This window comes from Psychrobacter sp. NC44, from assembly GCF_904846655.1.
GTDB lineage: Bacteria > Pseudomonadota > Gammaproteobacteria > Pseudomonadales > Moraxellaceae > Psychrobacter.
Genome location: NZ_CAJHBN010000001.1, coordinates 184,154 through 203,251, shown reverse-complemented (window position 1 = coordinate 203,251; position 19,098 = coordinate 184,154). Strand labels below are relative to the sequence as shown.

The following is a 19,098-nucleotide window of genomic DNA, read 5'->3' as shown; positions in this document are numbered from 1 at the left end:
ACTATCCGTGCGCCTGCAAAAAATCTTCGACCACGCGAAACTGTCCAGCGGTACTTTCTTCACCATACATTGCTTGGCGAAAAGCATTAGAATTAGGAATGCCTGTGGTATACCAAGCAATGTGCTTGCGAGCGATACGGCAGCCAGAGTACTCACCATAAAAGTCATATAGCTCTTGCAAATGCGCCAATACGATCTCTTTTATCTCACTGACGCTCGGTGCATCAAGACTCTCACCAGTGCGTAAGAAATGCTCGATATCGCGGAATATCCACGGTTGTCCTTGGGCAGCACGCCCAATCATCACCGCGTCACAGCCTGTCAACTCATAGACACGCTGGGCTTTTTGCGCGCTATCGATATCGCCATTGGCAATGACGGGAATGTTGATACTTTCTTTAACTTCGCGTATCAGCTCATAACGCGCCTCGCCAGTGTACATATCCTCGCGCGTGCGTCCGTGAATGGCAATCGCTGCAATACCTGCTTGCTCAGCGCGCTTCGCCACACGCAAGATATTCTCACGACCATTCTCATAGCCCAATCGCGTTTTTAAGGTCACGGGGGCATTTACGCTATTTACCGCCGCATCTAGTAAACGGGCAACCAAATCTTCGTCTTGCAACAGTGCAGAACCTGCCAGCCTACGGCAAACTTTTTTGGCAGGGCAGCCCATATTGATATCAATAATTTGCGCGCCATTATCGATCTGATAACGTGCCGCTTCTGCTAATTTATCAGGCTCAGCCCCTGCAATTTGCGCTGATATAGGCGCAATTTCATTGTCAAAATTGGCACGATACAAGGACTTTTTGCGCGCGTAAAGCGCCGTGTCAGCGATAATCATTTCACTCACCGCATGACCGGCACCAAAGGATTTACATAAACGCCGAAAAGGATTGTCCGTCACGCCAGCCATAGGAGCAACCATGAGGCGGTTTTCAATCGTCAGGCCACCGATATTCAATGGTTGCAATAATGGATGGTCAGATACTGGCAAAGACGACGGTAAAGCAGGAGAATCAGTAGACATAACAAACGGCTTGCCATTAATTAAAATAAGATAATAAAAACAAGCCGTTATTCTAAGGAATCGTACGCATATTGCAAGCTATTAACATGAATAACTTGCATTAAGAAACACGACTTTTTCAACAGTGTACCCTTACTTATCAAACACACTGCCCTGTTCTAGTGTGATGTCCTCATCATGCTCCTGCATACGCCACGGCAAACTATCTGGCGACACATTTAAGAAGTGTAGGTATTTTTCGAACTGATCAATAATATCGTTAATCACCGACTCTGATTGATAGCCATATAAATCATAGGTTTGACCACCACGGCGCAAATACACCTCAGCACGATGATGGTGCTCTTGTGGTAATTCATTGGCCATATCTTCCGTATAATAGTCAGGAATTTCATGCTCTGACAAACGAACTTCATACCAGAACTCTACATTGTCACCGCGTCTTAATTCCAATACAGCACGGTTATTGACCTCATCATAATTTACATCAGGCAACCAGCCTGTTTCGGCAAATTTCTCTGCCACCTCATGCATCGATGATAAAACCGTACCTTTGATATAACCCAGCACTTTTTCGCGCGTTGGTTGATTGGTGATATAGTCAATACGATCACGCCATGCGTCGAGCTTAAGTAGATGCGGCGGCAAATGATTGTCATTGGCTAGGCTTTGATTGCGATGTCCTTCAATACGTAGTGCGCGCCACATACCAAATGTCGAAATCAATATAATGATTGCAAACGGTAAAGCACTAACGATAGCTGCTGTTTGTAGTGCACTTAGACCGCCTGCGATAAGTAGAACCGCCGCGACCGCCCCCTCGGTTACCACCCAAAACGAGCGCTGCCACCAAGGCGTATCACTACGTCCACCTGCGGCGAGCGAGTCAATCACTAATGACCCTGAATCCGATGACGTCACAAAAAAAGTAATAATTAACAGTACTGTCAATGACGAGACAATCTGCGTGAATGGTAAATTCTCTAGCAATTTAAATAACGCAATCGCTTGGTTGTTTTGCACTTCGCTAATCAGCGCGTCGTAACCATCGACCATAATCATATGCAGTGCCGTATCGCCAAACACTGAAAACCAAAAGAAGGTAAATAGCGTTGGCACTAACATGACGCCCAATACAAACTCACGAATGGTGCGGCCGCGACTGATCTTGGCAATGAACAGACCCACAAAAGGCGCCCAAGCAATTGTCCATGCAAAAATAAATAGTGTCCAACTACCGATCCAATCACTCGATTGGTACGCTTGTAAGCTAAAAGTACGCTCAACGATATTGCCCAGATAGCTGCCCGTATTTTCCATGAAAGCATTGAGAATAAAAATCGACGGACCAACGATAAAGACAAATAACATGAGTGCCGTTGCTAATACCATGTTTAAGATAGACAAGCGCTTGACGCCTTTGTCCATACCTGCCAACACGGAAACCAAGGCAGCTGCTGTTACTAAAGCAATGATAATAACCTGCACCGTCGTATTAACTGGCACCATCTCTGGTAGCAAATAATTTAGACCCGCGTTAATTTGCGCCACCGACAGACCCAAGCTGGTGGCGATACCGAACATCGTACCCACGATCGCAAACACATCAACAGTATGTCCGATAGGGCCATAGATTTTGTCACCGATTAATGGATATAGCGTTGAGCGTACCGACAATGGCAAGCCATGACGAAAAGAGAAATACGCCAGCGACAAACCTACTACGCCATAAATCGCCCAAATATGAAAACCCCAATGGAAATAGGCAATTTGCATGGCTTCTTTGGCAGCTTCAATCGTCTGCGGCGTGGAAAGTGGCGGACTGGCAAAATGCAATACGGGCTCTGCTACGCCATAAAACAATAGCGCGATACCGTAGCCTGCGGAAAACAGCATGGCGAACCATTCCAGAAACTTATACTCAGCCTCCGCATGGTCAGGGCCCAATTTAATACTGCCATAAGGCGAAAATGCCAAGGCGATAATAAACATCAAAAATATGGCGACTGCCAACATATAAAACCAGCCGAAAGTGTCGGTGGTAAATGCCAGCACTTTGCTGAACAGCTCGCCAGCAGCGTCAGGGTTGATGGCTGTGCCAATCACCAATAACAGCATAATCGCTGCTGCCGGTACAAAAACCGGCAACAAAATAGTGGAGCGAGGTAATTTACTCATAGAAAGTGATATCCCCAAAAAGTAGCAATGAAAAATAATCTTCGATATCAAGATTAATAATCAGAAGGAGCAGTGCCTTTTTTATAAAAAGTGACTCACAAAGGCGAAAATGCATCAGTTATTATTAAACAAATACAATTTTTATCACACTATGCTCAAAAACCCCAGACAAGCGCCCAACTTGTAACATGACTTTAACGATTGTTACATGACTATTACCAAGTAATAAAAAAGGCCGCTTGTTAGCGACTTTTTTATTTTATTCTGGAACAATTTACGTTTTGCTTGTTAATTCGACAGCTATCTCGTTTTTTTATTACTAAACAGTAATGGTAGCAGCAAGTTGCTTAGCCGTTTCAGCCAGTTCTGTGTGATCAGCTTGGGTCACTGCATGTCGACCGAGCTGATGAATACTCGATGGAATGAGATGCACGTGATAATGAAAAACGGTTTGACCCGCCTCGCTACCATTTAATTGCATCTGAATAATGCCTTCACGCGCAAACACTTGACGCTGTGCTTGCATGACTTTTTTAGCGGTCATTAACACCGCTGCGGCATACTCTGGTTCAAGATCCGCCAAATCAACGGCTTTTTGCTTAGGAATCACCAGCACATGCCCCTCTGCTTGTGGCATGATATCCATAAAAGCAAGGGTTTTATCATCTTCATAAACTTTGTGATAGGGAATGTCACCGTTTAGCATTTTGGCAAAGATATTGTTATCGTCATACGCGGCTTGCTCATTGGCTTGGGTCATTATTTTTTCCTTTACTTGTTTGATTATTGGTTGCTCAACAGCTTTTAGAGGGGGTGGGACAACCTGTAATATAGTGGACGAAATGTCGTTTAAGCACAAGTTGCGATAGCACTCGTTATTAAAAATTCGCAATACGTAAGCTAATCGCGGTAGCTCACTAATTTGGTTGGCGAGTCAGGCGCTTTAAATGTTATATTAACCCTCTACTTTAACAACACTACGTTTATGGATTCGTCTACTTTGCCGACTCAATCAAATATGAGTAACATTTACACAGAACCTGCTCAAGCAGCGCAAACGTCTGTCACAGCTGGCTCTGTATTCAATAATGGAAAACAACCAAGCAGCGCTGAGACTGAAAATGAGACTCAAGCCCCCACTCAAAGCATTGAGCCTAACGCGCTCATTCTGGCCGAAGCACTGAGCGACAAGACGATTGGTTGGAAGATACACAATTGCAAAATCACTAAAAAGACGGTCACACAGGATTTACCACTACCGTTCTTATATCATTACGACAGTTTGAATGATGCGATTAAGCAAGCAAATCCGCTCACACCCGCCCTTCTGTCACAGTTCAATGCGCCTATGAGCGCTCATGAAGCAGCCAAGCTGATTGGTATTAACGAAGCACTAATAAGCAGCCCTTGGCATGTCAAAATCATCGGGTCATTGGTGGTGTTTAGCGAAGCGCTGCAGTTAGCCGTACGCTTGCATTGGACCAATACGGGCAAAGACACCCAACAACTTTATACCCAGAATGAAGCAGATGCTGTTACAGCCGCTTTTAAAGATTGGCAGTTTTTTGGTCGTATCGATGTACTCTACAAAAATAATAAGCAAACCTTAATCAGTATAGATGAACAAGCTGAAGGTAATGAGCAACTACTTCGTATTGAAGCAAACGCTGATTATCAATGCTTGCCAGCGACTCATGCGTTAGTGGTTATCGCTAAATTGGAAGCGGAAAAAATAGAGCTACCTTGGTTTGAGGCGGCGATAGTAGAGCGCGTCGAATAACACCTTATCTTCCAAATACTTACGATGTTATGACTATTATTGACTTGGCATTATCAATGAATAGTTTTCAGTGATTCATATCTAATGGTATGGTAACGACCTAGTATTATTCACTAGTCCTCGCATTTTATAAAAAGCACACTATCAATATTAAAATTGAGGGTACACATTTTCACAAACCTCGCCTATTTGTAAGGAACATCACATGGATTATCGCTCAAAAACCTCTACTGGCGGCCGTAATATGGCAGGCGCGCGCGCATTATGGCGTGCGACTGGTATGACTGATGGCGACTTTGGTAAACCAATCATTGCGATTGCCAACTCGTTTACCCAGTTCGTACCCGGCCATGTGCATCTAAAAGACTTGGGGCAACTGGTCGCACGTGAAATTGAACAAGCAGGCGGCGTGGCTAAAGAGTTCAATACCATTGCAGTCGATGATGGTATTGCCATGGGTCATAGCGGTATGTTGTACTCGCTACCCAGCCGCGACCTAATTGCTGACTCGGTAGAATACATGGTCAATGCCCATTGCGCAGATGCACTAGTGTGTATCTCCAACTGCGATAAAATCACGCCGGGTATGTTAATGGCTGCGATGCGCCTGAATATCCCTGTAGTGTTTATTTCAGGTGGCCCAATGGAAGCGGGCAAGATTTTAGCCAGCACGGTTGGTAAGAGCCATAATACCGATGGTAGTGATAGTAGTGCCATTCGTAAGCTTGATCTTGTCGATGCGATGATGGATGCCGCTGATGACAGCATTAGTGATGAAGATGTCGCCGCTATCGAAGCCTCAGCTTGCCCAACTTGTGGTTCATGCTCCGGTATGTTTACTGCCAACTCAATGAACTGCTTAACCGAAGCGTTGGGCTTGGCATTACCAGGTAATGGCTCGCTACTGGCCACCCACTCGCTACGTCGTGAGCTGTTTTTAGAAGCAGGACGCACCATTGTCTCGCTTGCCAAACGTCGCTATGAGCAAGATGATGATTCAGTATTGCCGCGCTCAATCGCTAGCAAAGCGGCTTTCGAAAACGCAATGACCTTAGATATCGCGATGGGTGGTTCAACCAATACTATTTTGCATCTGTTAGCGGCTGCTAACGAAGCAGAAGTCGATTTCAAAATGTCAGATATCGATCGTCTAAGTCGCGGTGTACCTTGCCTTGCAAAAGTCGCCCCTGCCTCACAAAAATACCATATGGAAGATGTGCATCGTGCTGGCGGTGTCTTTGCGTTATTGGCCGAGCTTGATCGTGCTGGATTACTGAAGACTGACGTACCGACCATCCATAGTCCAACGATGAAAGCCGCGATTGATAAATGGGACATCATGAATCCTGATAATCAAGAGGCACGCGCACGCTTCCTTGCAGCACCGGGTGGCATACGCACCACTGAGGCATTTTCACAATCAAAAGAATGGTCAAACCTCGACGTCAACCGTGAGTCAGGTTGCATCCGTAGTGCCGAACATGCCTATTCTACAGATGGTGGTTTGGCCGTATTGTATGGCAATATCGCAGAGCGTGGCTGCGTGGTTAAAACCGCAGGCGTTGACGACAGTATATTAGTATTTACCGGACGCGCGCGCCTATTTGAATCGCAAGATGATGCTGTCGCTGCAGTATTGGCTGACGAGATCGTGGCAGGTGATGTGGTTATCATCCGCTACGAAGGCCCTAAAGGCGGCCCTGGTATGCAAGAGATGCTCTATCCAACGACTTACCTCAAGTCAAAAGGCTTGGGTAAAGAATGCGCCCTACTCACCGATGGTCGTTTCTCTGGTGGTACCTCAGGCCTATCAATCGGTCATGCCAGCCCAGAAGCAGCGGAAGGTGGCGCAATTGGTCTGGTTGAAGAAGGCGATACCATCCATATCGACATTCCTAATCGTACGATTAACATGCAAGTCAGTGATGCCGATTTGGCCACTCGCCGTGAAGCGATGGAAGCTCGTGGCCGCGATGCGTGGAAGCCTGTAAGCCGTGACCGTCATGTGACCCCTGCGCTACGTGCCTATGCTGCCATGACTACCAGTGCCGATACTGGTGCGGTACGTGACGTGAGTCAAGTTGAGCGCTGAGCCTTCAATTATTAATCATTAAAGTATATTGGTAAAAATCTATTAAGCCTGCACTATGCAGGCTTTTTTTTCACCAAAAAACAACGCATATGTCGTTTTGATAACGATTTTTTGCGGTAATCATTATTTTTTAGCGTCATTATAATGGACTAGGGCGTGTCCTCAATTCAACCGATAGCAATCTAAATGAGCTAAAAATGGTTAAATCTTGCCAAACATCGTCAAATAGCTAGGTAATATCTCGATATTATCTGCACTATTTTCCTTGTTTGACTGCAATTTACCTCATTTTTATCACCATTTTTAAAATGAGGACACGCCCTAGTAAATATGACCTCACTCTAACTTTTTAAGATAAACATAACAGCGTGCACCTACCTTATGATTGAAAACTACAATTTATTTTTATTGGTCTGCGGTATCGCTTTTCTACTGGGGGCGTTGTTCCCCATTATATTTAAGCGCACGCCTATCTCTTTGCCTATGTTGCAGGTCAGCTTTGGGCTGTTGATGGGATACTGGTGGACGACCTTATCATTTTTAGACCCTATGAATAACGGCTTAATTATCGAAAAATTAACCGAAATTGTGGTGCTCGTATCCTTGGTTGGTGCTGGTATCAAAATTGATACGAAGCTGTCTTGGCAATTGTGGCGACCGACCGTACGTCTGTTGCTTATTACCATGCCGATTGGCATCTTTGCGATGGCGGTGCTAGGCTACTATGCATTTGGTCTCAGTCTGGGAGCCGCTATATTGCTGGGCGCAGTACTGGCTCCAACCGATCCCGTATTGGCTTCTAGTATTCAAGTAGGGCCACCCAATACAGGTCGCGAAGACACACCTCGCTTTACCTTGACGTCAGAAGCAGGATTGAATGACGGACTGGCTTTCCCATTTGTTTATTTGTCCATAAAAATAGCGGAAGCTTTTAGCCAAGGCAATCGCTTTACCCTCGAGATGCTCTGGTCATGGTTCACTCATGATGTCTTATGGAAAATTGGTGCTGGGCTAGTGGTTGGGATTGTCGTTGGTAAAATTATGGCTAAGCTGGTATTTTCAAAATACAGCCAAAACACCACTATTTCTCAAGGCTATGTGGTCATTGCGCTAACGTTAGTGGCTTATGGACTTGCCGAATTTGTACATAGTTATGGGTTTATCGCCGTATTTATCGCGGCATTTGCCTTTCGCCGCTCAGAGCATGAGCACAGCTATCACCACAAGCTCCATGATTTTGCAGAACAATCAGAAGGCTTGCTCATGTCTTTAGTGCTGGTCACTTTCGGCATGTTTCTTGGTCAAGGATTACAGTCGGGTGTTGAGCTGACATGGCGTGTTTACATCGTCAGCTTCACCTTCCTCTTGTTGATACGTCCCATTGGTGGGTTTATTGCTTTATCAGGACTAAACATGCCACACACTGAAAAATATGCCATCTCTGCTTTGGGCATCCGTGGTATTGGTACGCTATATTATTTATCTTATGCGCTCAACCAAGGTTTTTTCGGTGATGAAGATGCGCTTAAACTGTGGGTCGTCTGTTCGATTGTCATTTTGGCTTCAATCTTTATCCATGGTCTTAGCGCCACAAGGCTGCTTAAAATGACGCCAAATAAATCACATCAACCTTATCGATAGAGCTATTTAGCGCCTTGAAAGCTCCGAATCGATTAAGTTAAGTACCGCTTCCGTTAGTGCAAACTGACGGACATCATTCAGCATCGTGGTGTCAAAATTATGGATAAAGGCAAATGACAACTGACGCTCTGGGTCACACCAAGCCACTGCACCGTTATAGCCCATATGCCCAAATCCTTGCTTGTTTGTATCAACTTTTTCATTATCTATAGGTTGACAAAGGCTAAATAACCGATGATAACCCAAGCGCCAATCCATGTTTGCTGGCATGACGGCATCTAGCCCTGTGACTTGCGGTTTGGATAGTTGCTCAAAAGTAGCGCTATTAATAAACGTGTGTCCTTGCCATGTTCCGCCAGTGGCTAACATGGCATAGATGGTCGCCAATGCCTGAGCTGAAGCGACACCATTTGCTGCTGGAATAATGGCCTGTAGTGTCTCACGACTGTGATAATCGATTGCTTGTTTGCCAGCAGGTATGAGTGCAGCCTTATAGTTTTTTAGATTAAGCTGACTGGTATTGAAGTACAAACGATTAATATGAGCCGTGTCTAATATCGGTAAAGTATTTTGCTCATCATCTGACCTTAGGTCTGCCGCTTTGCCATCCATTAAAGCTTGCTGCTGCCAGCAAGCATAACTAGGCAGACTAGCATAAGTACGTAAAGTACTTTGTGAGTCGGATTTGAGCGTTGGTTTATGACGTTTATTACGCAGTTGTGAGCCAGCCTCATTTGATGCTTCGAAGTCTTTGGTCAGTCTTGCTATTTGGTTGACTTTATTCTCTGGCACACCAAAATAGCAACTATCAGCAATACCTAAAGGCTCAGTGAGATAATGGCGCAATGCCTCAGCTAAAGACATTTCAGTAACGGCTTCTATCAGACCGCCCAACACCCAACCATAGACCAGAGCACTATAAGCGCTGTCATATAGCTCGCCATGGTCTGGTGCTGTGATTGGCATGGCAGCAACTTTATTGAGCATTTGATCCCAATCAAGCAAAGCTTCGCTATCCACATCGATACTCTGAATTGAGAATAAGTTGGCTTGATGCGACATCACGCTACGTAGCGTAATATTCCCTTTATTCTGTGCAGAAAATGCGGGCCAATAATGGGCAATAGGCTGGTTATAATCAAGCATCTGCTGCGAAACCAATATATGTACAAGCGTCGCCAATATACCTTTACCCGTCGAAAAGTTAATCGCCAAAGTATCAGGCTGCCATGGCATCTCTGGACGTGCCATCCCTACACTCGCCTGTGCAATACATTCTCCTGCCTGATAGACAACCACGGCACCCCCTGCTGGTGCATCATCTAGCTGTAAGTCGGTGAGTATTTGCTGCAAACGTTGTTGCAACGTTATATTTATCTGTTGATCAAAAATCTGCGTGGTTTTATTATTATCGATCATGGCTACCCTGCTCCATTTCTATAAAATAGCTAAACGGTAAGAACTATTTAGCCCTTAATATTAAGTGTTCATATGATAAAAAATACATTATTTGCTAAGGCGTAACTGTTCAATATCTCAATATTAGCAAGTTATTTTTTCGTTTGCTTAGGGCGTGTCCTTATTTTTAAAATAACAACGCGCCTTAATAAAAAAGGCAACCTAGTGGTCGCCTCTCTGTCATTCAACACTTCTCAATAATACGTTGTCATCCTTATGGTCTTAACGCGGTACCAACAGACGATTATGAACTTCTTGCTCAAGCTTCGTTAAGCCATGACTGCGCCCACGTTCCATAGCGGTGTCCATTTTACGTCCACGTAACCATCCTGCGCGTAGCGCCATTGCGGCACCCACTCTATTGCCTGAGCCACAATGCACTGCCGTTTTTTTGCCATGATGTTGGCGCAATATATTATCAAATGCCAATATATTAAGCTGCTTTAAGTCTGCAGCACCATTAATAGGCAGATGCTCATAGTGCATGCCAGCTCGCTCGACCGCTGCGGCTTCATCAAAGCTCAATTCATCATCTGGCTGTAAGTTAATCACTAACTCAACCCCAGCTTTCGCTAAGGCAACCACTTTTTCGTCATTGAGTGCACCGCATACAATGGTAGTGTCATCAGGACGAAAATAAGGCTCAAGAACAGTACTAAGATCAACACCATTGTCTAAAACGCTATTGCCAGCATTCGATACTGTGTCAATAGCTACTGAATGATTCAGTTGATCTGGGTTTGGTACGGCGGTATGTGAAGTCATAATTATAAATTTGTTCGTTATATTGACTATGGTCAATTCCAGTTAAAATAAGTACAAAGCAACCGCGTGTCGATGTATAAGCAATACTTCAAGCGAGGTTAACGCTATCACTTTTCTATCATGAATCGACCATATTGAGATATTTTTTAGTTAAATGACAGTCGTTCTACTGGCTTTTACTCATTGCCACTCTGTAATTTAACCGTACCTGCCAAATGCGGCTTGTCATTTTTAGAGCTAAATAAACCAAACTCACAGGTATCGTCTGTGTCTTCAAGTGCAGCTACCGGATCAGCGATAAGCTCTACTTCGGCTGGCAAAAAGATAGGTAGTTTAAATGACACATCAACCGTACAAGCATCCGGCAACTCGTCCATCATAGCAAGGCATTTGGCCTTTGACCACATGCCGTGAGCAATCGCTTTAGGAAAGCCAAACGCACGCGCAGATAATGGATGGAGATGAATGAGGTTAAAGTCACCTGAAACAAAAGCATAACGACGACCGATATCTTCTGGCACTTCAAAGATACTATGCACGCCTTCTGGATTGACTGATGGCTTGACCGTTATTGGACGTGGAGTGCTTTTTTTGTCTTTGCTGCTGATTGGTTTTTTGCTACGTGATAGATACGTCGAAGTACCTTCCCAAATCACCTTATCTTCTGACTTGACCGTCGTCACAAAATCAAACTGCTGACCCTGAGCATGGTCACGCAAATTATCAAAGGTGACTGACATAGCAACCGTTTCACGCTCACCGATAGGACGATACTGAGTCACACTATTATCGACGTGCACTAGACCTAACATAGCAAATGGAAATGGCTCTTTGACCATCATATTCATTTGCAGCGTCTGAGACAGCACTGAGAAGTAAGTAATGGGTACTTTGCCATTATCTGTAAAACCACAAATTTTACGATAATCGTTTAAGTTACTTTGGTCAATGTGCAAATCGTCGACATAGTAAGTCGCTTGCGGCAATTGGTCTTTACTGATTTTGCCGTTATTACCAATAGGCAATAAACTTTTAACGATATTGGCATAGGTCGTATGCGCTTTCGGCAACGCATCATAATGTTTGTCTGACATAATAAATCCTAAGTGGGGCTTGAGCAAATTTTCTTGGTGTATCTAAAGATGCTATGACATTATTGGTTACAGCCTATCATTGAGCAATGCCACCGGTATTATGCCTAAATTAGGCACAATTCATAGGCGTGGTTTTAGACAATGTAAGCAACTCTCACAGCAAAAAACAATTTGGCTACTGGTTCTCTGTGTTTTTATCATAAAAAAGCCACCCTTGGGCAGCTTTATTACGATTTATAAGCAATTTTTTCGTAAGCATATGTGAGGAAAATTAAAAATAATGATTAATATCAGCTATTTATAATTATCTAAATCATCATTTACACTTACTTATAATTGACACTTACTTATAAAGTGCTATTAAGCACCCAATAAGCTTTGACCACAAACGCGAACGATGTTGCCATTTAAGCCACCAGAAGCAGGTGATGCAAACCATGCGATGGTCTCAGCCACGTCTACTGGCAAGCCGCCTTGGCTCATAGAGTTCATACGGCGACCCGCTTCACGAATAGCAAATGGAATGGCTTCGGTCATTTGCGTTTCAATAAACCCTGGAGCAACAGCGTTGATCGTCATGCCTTTGGCGTTGTCTTCTAACTGCTTAGCAGTGGCATTCACCAAACCAATCACCCCTGCTTTAGAGGTGGCATAGTTGGTTTGACCCAAGTTGCCAGCGATACCTGAAATCGATGACACACAAACGATACGGGCATTGTCTTTTAATACGTCGTTGTCTAGCAAATAGCGGTTCAGCCTAGCAATACTACCTAGGTTAATATCGATAACCATGTCCCACTTTTTCTCGTCCATGTTTGCCAATGTCTTATCACGAGTGACGCCAGCATTATGGATGATTGAATCTAAGCCGCCACGCTTTTGTGCGGCTTCGGCGATTTGCTTACCAGCATCATCACTGGTGATGTCGACGGTCAATACTGAGCCACTAATTTCGCTAGCGACTTTTTGTAGGTCTGCTTGCTGCTGCGGTACATCAAGGCAGATAACGTGAGCGCCTTCGCGAGCCAATACACGAGCAATTGCTTCACCAATACCGCGACTTGCGCCAGTTACCAGCATGGTTTTGCCGCCAAGAGGCTGTGTCCAATCGACATCAACATTACTGCCTTTACTAACGCGTACGACTTGTCCTGAGACATAAGCTGAACGAGCTGAGGTGAAAAAGCGTAAAGTCGAATCTAGATTTTGCTCTGCGCCGTCTTCCACATAAATAAGCTGTGCAGTAATACCGCGTTTGAACTCTTTACCGACAGACTTTACAAAGCCTTCAAGCGCACGCTGAGCCAAAGCTGTATCAATGTCAGTGATATTCTCTGGTGGGCGACCAATAATAATGACGCGACCAGACTTTTCTACACGACGAGCCACAGTATGGAAGAACTCATACACTTCTTTTAATTGATCGGCATTGCTAATATTGCTGGCATCAAACAACAAAACTTTAAATTTATCATCGCCGCCCGTATTGGCTTTTGCTTCGATGCCTGCATCAGCAAGGGCATCTTTGATATCATCACTGCTGTTTACATAAACATCAGCATGTACGTCTGACAAAATTCGCGCAACAGACTCACTGACGCTTTTATCATCGCCATTAGCACGACCAACCAATACGCTACCACGTACTAAAGGCTCACCGCTTTCGAAGCGATCAAGGGTAACAGGTAACGGTAGACCCAAATTTTTGGCCACTTTTTTGCCAATAGAAGACTGAACAAAATCACCATAACGGTCTGACATAATATAATCCCTATAACGAACGGTTAGAATAATAGTAATAAATGTAATGTGCCTATTATATAGACTCAATAACCTCATAATTATTTATATTTAGTAAATGAGTCTAAAGCTGGCCTAACTATACACTGCCATCTTAAACAAGTCCAAAAACCGATAATGTCTACAACAATCTGTAAACAACTCAGTATACAAGGCGGTCACTTTTTCTGGATTTAAAAATCACCACATTGTGCTAAAATCAGACCTATAAGTTATAGCAAATGCAATTATCGATAACAATATATTATCAAATCTATCGTTATGCAATGCCAATAATCGATACTAGCCAGTCTACGAAAGTCATATTGATATCTTTCAAAGCTGATACCGACCTTAGATAAGCGTCACATAGTTTGCCAAAGATATACAGTAAGGTCGTAAAAACGTCTTATCATAAACAGTTATGCTGCGTAATAAGTGATAATATTTGCTTTTTGTTTATTTTCGATTATTGAATTTTTTAATGTAATCATTTTTATTATTAGCTTTACTATTGTTACCCTCTTTTCTTCTGCCCATATTTTTTAAGGATAATATTATGAGTAATAAAAACAATCACCCTGATAGCCCTGTTGTTGAAAGCACAGTGGTCAAAGCCAGTGCGTCAAAATCTACTGATAATAAATCAGACAGCGCCAAAACAGAAACGGCTGTTAAAAAAGCTAAAAGCACGACAGCTACAGACATGTCTAATAAAGAGTCTTCTAGTAATAAAGAGTCTGCTAGCACTACAGAGGCGAATGATAAATCACCAGATTCTACTACGAAAAAGCCAGCGTCTGCCGCCAAAAAAACCAGCAAAACAAAAGCCGTTGCTGGTCAAAATCGTGTGGCTATCTTAGGTGGCAACCGTATTCCGTTTGCACGCTCGAACGGTTCATACGCTGACGTTAGCAACACCGACATGTTGACAGCTGCATTAGATGGCTTGATTGAACGCTATAATCTACAAGACGAAGTGTTGGGTGAAGTGGTGTCTGGTGCCGTCATGAAACTAAGCCGTGACATCAACCTAACTCGCGAAGCCACACTTAACACAGCGCTCAACCCACATACGCCAACTTATGATATCTCACAAGCTTGCGGTACTGGCTTGCAAGCGACTTTTGCTTCTGCCAATAAAATCGCACTGGGTCTTATCGATTCAGCGATTACTGGTGGCGTAGATACGACCTCTGATGCACCGATCGCGATTGGTGATGGTCTACGTAAAGTACTGATCAAACTGGGCGCGGCTAAAGACAACAAACAACGCTTAAAAGCGTTAATGGGTCTAAACCCAAAAGACTTAATCGATTCGCCACAAAACGGTGAACCACGCACTGGTCTATCAATGGGCGACCATCAAGCCATCACCACACTTGAGTGGAATATCAGCCGCGAAGCACAAGATGAGCTTGCTTTTAACAGTCATCAAAACCTAGCGCGCGCTTATGATGAAGGGTTCTTTGATGACCTAATCACTCCATACAAAGGTCTGACGCGCGATAACAACTTGCGTCCTGATACCACTTTGGAAAAACTGGCTAAATTAAAGCCTGTGTTTGGTAAAAAGAACGCCAATCCAACGATGACAGCAGCCAACTCTACACCATTAACGGATGGTGCCTCTTGTGTCCTATTAGGAACCGATGAGTGGGCAAAAGAGCGTGGTCTTAAGCCATTGGCTTATATCGTTCATCAAGAAACGGCTGCCGTTGATTTCATTGGTAAATCTGGCACCACAGAAGGCCTGCTAATGGCACCTGCTTATGCCGTACCGCGTATGCTTGAGCGTGCAGGTCTAACACTACAAGATTTTGATTTTTATGAAATCCATGAAGCCTTTGCATCACAAGTGTTATCAACACTAGCTGCTTGGGAAGATGAAAAATTCTGTGAAGAGCGCCTAGGACTAGATGCACCACTAGGCTCTATCGATCGTAACAAGCTAAACGTTAATGGCTCGTCGTTAGCTGCGGGTCATCCATTTGCCGCAACGGGCGGTCGTATCCTAGCCACTGCAGCGAAGCTATTGGATCAAAAAGGCTCAGGTCGTGCACTAATCTCTATCTGTGCAGCTGGTGGTCAGGGCGTGACTTGTATCTTAGAGAAATAACTCTTTGACTGCTATTATTTGATTGGTATCATCAGTCAATAGTTAGCATAGATACTTTAAAGCACTCTTTAATCGATGGATTAGAGAGTGCTTTTTTATGCCCATTCACTACTCAAAACTGGATCTTAGTCATTGTCTTGCTAACAACACAATAATGAAACGTAGCCAACGCATAGCTCTATCGGTAGTTATGCTAAAGTAAGAGGATAACCAATAAAAATCATAACAACACTGATTAGGAGTTTTTTATGGGTAAGATACCTTCGTCTATCAATCCCAAATCCCTCACGCCACAAGAGCGTCAGGAACTTAGCTCACCTGAGCAACACAGTTTTATCGAGCGTATGGATAAGGAGGTTTTTAATGATCAGTTGCGTCGTAAGATGCACGAAGACCTCATCGATACTTATGATGAAGAGCTAGAAAACGAGATAGATGATTATGTGCGTGACTTTCGTTTTGATGGGCGCGAAATGAGTGAGCAAGAAAGACTTGATCGTCGTATGTACTTTCAAGAGTTGGTAAGGCTACAGCGCGAGCTTATTAAGTTGCAAGACTGGGTCGTTGATCGCGGTGAGCGTATCGTCGTCATATTTGAGGGTCGTGACTCGGCGGGTAAAGGTGGCGCTATCAAGCGTATCACGCAGCGCTTAAACCCTCGTGTGTGTCGAGTGGCTGCCCTACCTGCACCGACGGAACGTGAGCAATCACAATGGTATTTTCAGCGTTATGTCGCCCATTTGCCTGCTGCTGGTGAAATTGTTCTGTTTGACCGCAGTTGGTATAATCGTGTGGGGGTTGAGCGTGTGATGGGTTTTTGTACCGATGCACAGTATGAAGAATTTTTTCAGTCGGTGCCTGAGTTTGAACGTATGCTAGTCCGCTCAGGTATTCGCTTGGTGAAGTACTGGTTTTCGATCACTGATGATGAGCAGCATTCACGCTTTATGAGCCGTATTCATGACCCGCTCAAGCAATGGAAGCTCTCAGCCATGGACTTACAATCACGCCGCCGTTGGGAAGACTATACCAAGGCTAAAGAGACCATGTTTGAGCGAACGCATATCCCTGAAGCACCTTGGTGGGTGGTTGAAGGTAACAATAAAAAACGCGCAAGGCTAAACTGTATTGCTCATCTACTCGAACAAATTCCTTATAAGGAAGTGCCACGTGATGAGGTAGAATTACCCGATCGTAAACGTGATGACGAATACTACCGTGAGCCTATTCCAGATGATATGTATGTGCCACCGCGCTATTAAAAGATATGATGGCTTTACTTAGGCTGTGTCCTAAATCCAATCGATTGTCCTCTAAATGGTCTAAATTTTGCCAAATATCGTCAAATAGCTTATTGATATCTCGATATTATTTGCATTACCTTTATTGTTTGACGACAATTTTTATCACCATTTTTAAAATGAAGACACGCCCTAGTCTTATGCTCATAAAAAAAAGCCGCCTTATCGATATATAAGGTGGCTTTTTTTATACTGTTTATTTAATAATAGTCGTCTAATACTTATCAAAACCATTACAAGTACAATGAATAATTACATAGTATACGTGGACTGCAAACCATCTATTTTACCCGCCAATAATCGCTCAACTTCATTTTTAATTCTTTGACCTGCAATATCAGTTCCAATCTGTACCGCAAAACCTGCCGGTCGGCCACCTTGCGTTTTGGCGTTGATCCAAACCACTTTGCCATTCATAGGCAAACGCTCGCTAGAATTGGGTAAAGTGATGGCGATAAATACCTCGTTACCTAGCTGCTGAGCGTCATTGGATGGCACAAATAATGCGCCATTACTGACAAAGGACAAGTAGCTGGCATATAACATTTCGATATTTTCAATGTGGCAGGTTAATATCCCGCCGCGTCCTGGCATGGCCATAGTCAGCTTCCTTCATTAAGTTTGGTATTTTTATTTGCTATCAAGGCAGATTTTCTTATAAACAAGCCAATTCTTGCATTAGCTTATCATAGGCAAATTTTTCTTGCACATTTTGTTGCAGAGCGATTTTTGTCTGCTGTAAGCTATTAGAAAAAAGTGCTAGGCCATTATTGTCAGGTGGATAATTTTCTAAGGCAGCGGATAGATTGACGTCTTTTTGAAGCTCATTAAGCCCTAAGCAAACACGGCGCATATCAAGTAGCATCAGCTCAGACAGCTGAATAAATTCCGTGATACTCAATTGGTTTTGCCAATAGTCACTGGCTGCCACACTACTACGTTTACCGCTCCGCAATGCCTGCCACGTCGTCAACCATAGCGCACGTTTGCTATACCATGGCGCTTGTGCCATGGCTATTGCTGCCAAAGGTGCGCCATTTGCCAATTGGATAAGCTGCTCAATCGCAGCCGTTCCGACCGCTTCACGATTGACCATAGAGCCAAGTGCCTGTGTCACATAGTCAACGGCGATCACAGGCTGCATGGTCTGTAATGGCAACTGCTGCACCCGACTTTTAATGGTGGGCAGTAGTTGTGCTGGAGTATCGCTGATCAAAAATAAATGGACTTTAGCTTGTGGTTCTTCCAAGGTTTTGAGTAGCGCGTTGGCCGCGGCAATCGTCATTTGCTCTGCATGGTCTAACACACAGATACGCATTCCTTGACCACCTTGGTAGATAAAAGGCTGCAAGTTACGGATATCATCCACTTTAATCTTAAGAGCACTGTTATTGGCTGTTTTGGGTGATTTTTTATCCTTTGCAGCGTTACTTAATTTCTCTTTATTATCAGTATTGTCTGCACTGATTGGCATACTGATCAGTGGCAATACCTGTAAGCTTGGATGCGTGCCAGATCTTAGCCATTGGCAACTTTCGCACGCGCCGCAAGCCCCTGTGGGATGGCTATCACGCTCACGGCATAATAGCCAAGCGACCAAACGCCATACAAAAGCCCGCTTGCCCATACCCTGCATACCAGCAGCTAATAGTGCATGTGGCAAAGATTGCTGTGATGTCAAAACTCGCTTGGTCAATTGCGACCACAGATTTTGCTGCCATGGCAATAACGCGGCGAAATAAATGTGGTCTGTGCTATCCATTGTGCCTGTATTTTGCGTCTTATCACTCATAGCTAACGTCCTATCACTTCGCTTGATTATTCAGGATATAGCGTGTTCATGACGCCTTAGATGAAA

The 19,098-nt window shown here is 44.0% G+C and carries 14 protein-coding genes; 5 read left to right on the top strand and 9 right to left on the bottom strand.

Going from position 1 to position 19,098, the window contains the following annotated elements; genetic code table 11:
- Window position 1 precedes the first annotated feature (1 nt).
- The 3 genes from dusB to JMX95_RS00760 all read right to left on the bottom strand — a co-directional run bounded on the left by dusB (window position 2) and on the right by JMX95_RS00760 (window position 3,971).
- The gene (gene dusB, locus JMX95_RS00770; RefSeq protein ID WP_087814378.1) at window positions 2-1,033 is read right to left on the bottom strand and encodes a tRNA dihydrouridine synthase DusB; all 1,032 of its coding nucleotides are present in this window, start codon (window positions 1,031-1,033) and stop codon (window positions 2-4) included.
- 132 nt (window positions 1,034-1,165) lie between these two features.
- Window positions 1,166-3,211: a BCCT family transporter gene (locus JMX95_RS00765; protein ID WP_087814377.1), complete on the bottom strand. Its 2,046-nt coding sequence runs from the start codon at window positions 3,209-3,211 to the stop codon at window positions 1,166-1,168.
- A 319-nt stretch (window positions 3,212-3,530) separates the two neighbouring features.
- On the bottom strand, window positions 3,531-3,971 hold the full coding sequence (locus tag JMX95_RS00760; RefSeq protein WP_087814376.1) for an HIT family protein: 441 nt from the start codon (window positions 3,969-3,971) through the stop codon (window positions 3,531-3,533).
- Between the two features lie 258 nt (window positions 3,972-4,229).
- Here JMX95_RS00760 and JMX95_RS00755 point away from each other — a divergent pair, with 258 nt between their 5' ends.
- From JMX95_RS00755 to JMX95_RS00745, 3 genes are all read left to right on the top strand, one after another.
- A complete protein-coding gene (locus JMX95_RS00755) occupies window positions 4,230-4,991 on the top strand; it encodes a hypothetical protein (RefSeq protein ID WP_227675916.1) in 762 nt (253 codons plus the stop codon).
- A 205-nt stretch (window positions 4,992-5,196) separates the two neighbouring features.
- Entirely contained in the window at window positions 5,197-7,083 is a 1,887-nt protein-coding gene (ilvD, locus tag JMX95_RS00750; RefSeq protein WP_201559793.1) for a dihydroxy-acid dehydratase, read from the top strand.
- Between the two features lie 381 nt (window positions 7,084-7,464).
- A complete protein-coding gene (locus tag JMX95_RS00745; RefSeq protein WP_087814373.1) occupies window positions 7,465-8,724 on the top strand; it encodes a cation:proton antiporter in 1,260 nt (419 codons plus the stop codon).
- A 6-nt stretch (window positions 8,725-8,730) separates the two neighbouring features.
- On the opposite strand, the gene JMX95_RS00740 is transcribed toward JMX95_RS00745, so the two are convergent.
- From JMX95_RS00740 to JMX95_RS00725, 4 genes are all read right to left on the bottom strand, one after another.
- Window positions 8,731-10,143 (bottom strand): serine hydrolase domain-containing protein, encoded by a 1,413-nt coding sequence (locus JMX95_RS00740; RefSeq protein ID WP_201559792.1) that lies wholly within the window; start codon window positions 10,141-10,143, stop codon window positions 8,731-8,733.
- Between the two features lie 261 nt (window positions 10,144-10,404).
- A complete protein-coding gene (locus JMX95_RS00735; protein WP_087814371.1) occupies window positions 10,405-10,947 on the bottom strand; it encodes a beta-lactamase hydrolase domain-containing protein in 543 nt (180 codons plus the stop codon).
- A gap of 176 nt (window positions 10,948-11,123) precedes the next feature.
- Window positions 11,124-12,041 carry a MaoC family dehydratase gene (locus JMX95_RS00730; protein WP_087814370.1) on the bottom strand — a complete coding sequence of 306 codons (918 nt, stop codon included), beginning with the start codon at window positions 12,039-12,041 and terminating at the stop codon, window positions 11,124-11,126.
- Between the two features lie 360 nt (window positions 12,042-12,401).
- The gene (locus tag JMX95_RS00725; RefSeq protein ID WP_087814369.1) at window positions 12,402-13,802 is read right to left on the bottom strand and encodes a 3-oxoacyl-ACP reductase; all 1,401 of its coding nucleotides are present in this window, start codon (window positions 13,800-13,802) and stop codon (window positions 12,402-12,404) included.
- Window positions 13,803-14,379: 577 nt separating this feature from the next.
- Here JMX95_RS00725 and JMX95_RS00720 point away from each other — a divergent pair.
- Together JMX95_RS00720 and ppk2 are read left to right on the top strand one after the other, a co-directional pair.
- Window positions 14,380-15,939: an acetyl-CoA C-acetyltransferase gene (locus JMX95_RS00720; protein ID WP_087814368.1), complete on the top strand. Its 1,560-nt coding sequence runs from the start codon at window positions 14,380-14,382 to the stop codon at window positions 15,937-15,939.
- Between the two features lie 248 nt (window positions 15,940-16,187).
- Window positions 16,188-17,201: a polyphosphate kinase 2 gene (ppk2, locus tag JMX95_RS00715; protein WP_228139068.1), complete on the top strand. Its 1,014-nt coding sequence runs from the start codon at window positions 16,188-16,190 to the stop codon at window positions 17,199-17,201.
- 291 nt (window positions 17,202-17,492) lie between these two features.
- Here ppk2 and JMX95_RS00710 read toward each other — a convergent pair whose 3' ends face one another.
- Both JMX95_RS00710 and JMX95_RS00705 read right to left on the bottom strand, forming a co-directional pair.
- Entirely contained in the window at window positions 17,493-17,840 is a 348-nt protein-coding gene (locus JMX95_RS00710) for a PilZ domain-containing protein (protein ID WP_045446052.1), read from the bottom strand.
- A 55-nt stretch (window positions 17,841-17,895) separates the two neighbouring features.
- Complete coding sequence (locus tag JMX95_RS00705; RefSeq protein WP_201559791.1) at window positions 17,896-19,032, bottom strand: DNA polymerase III subunit delta'; 1,137 nt, start codon at window positions 19,030-19,032, stop codon at window positions 17,896-17,898.
- Window positions 19,033-19,098 lie beyond the last annotated feature (66 nt).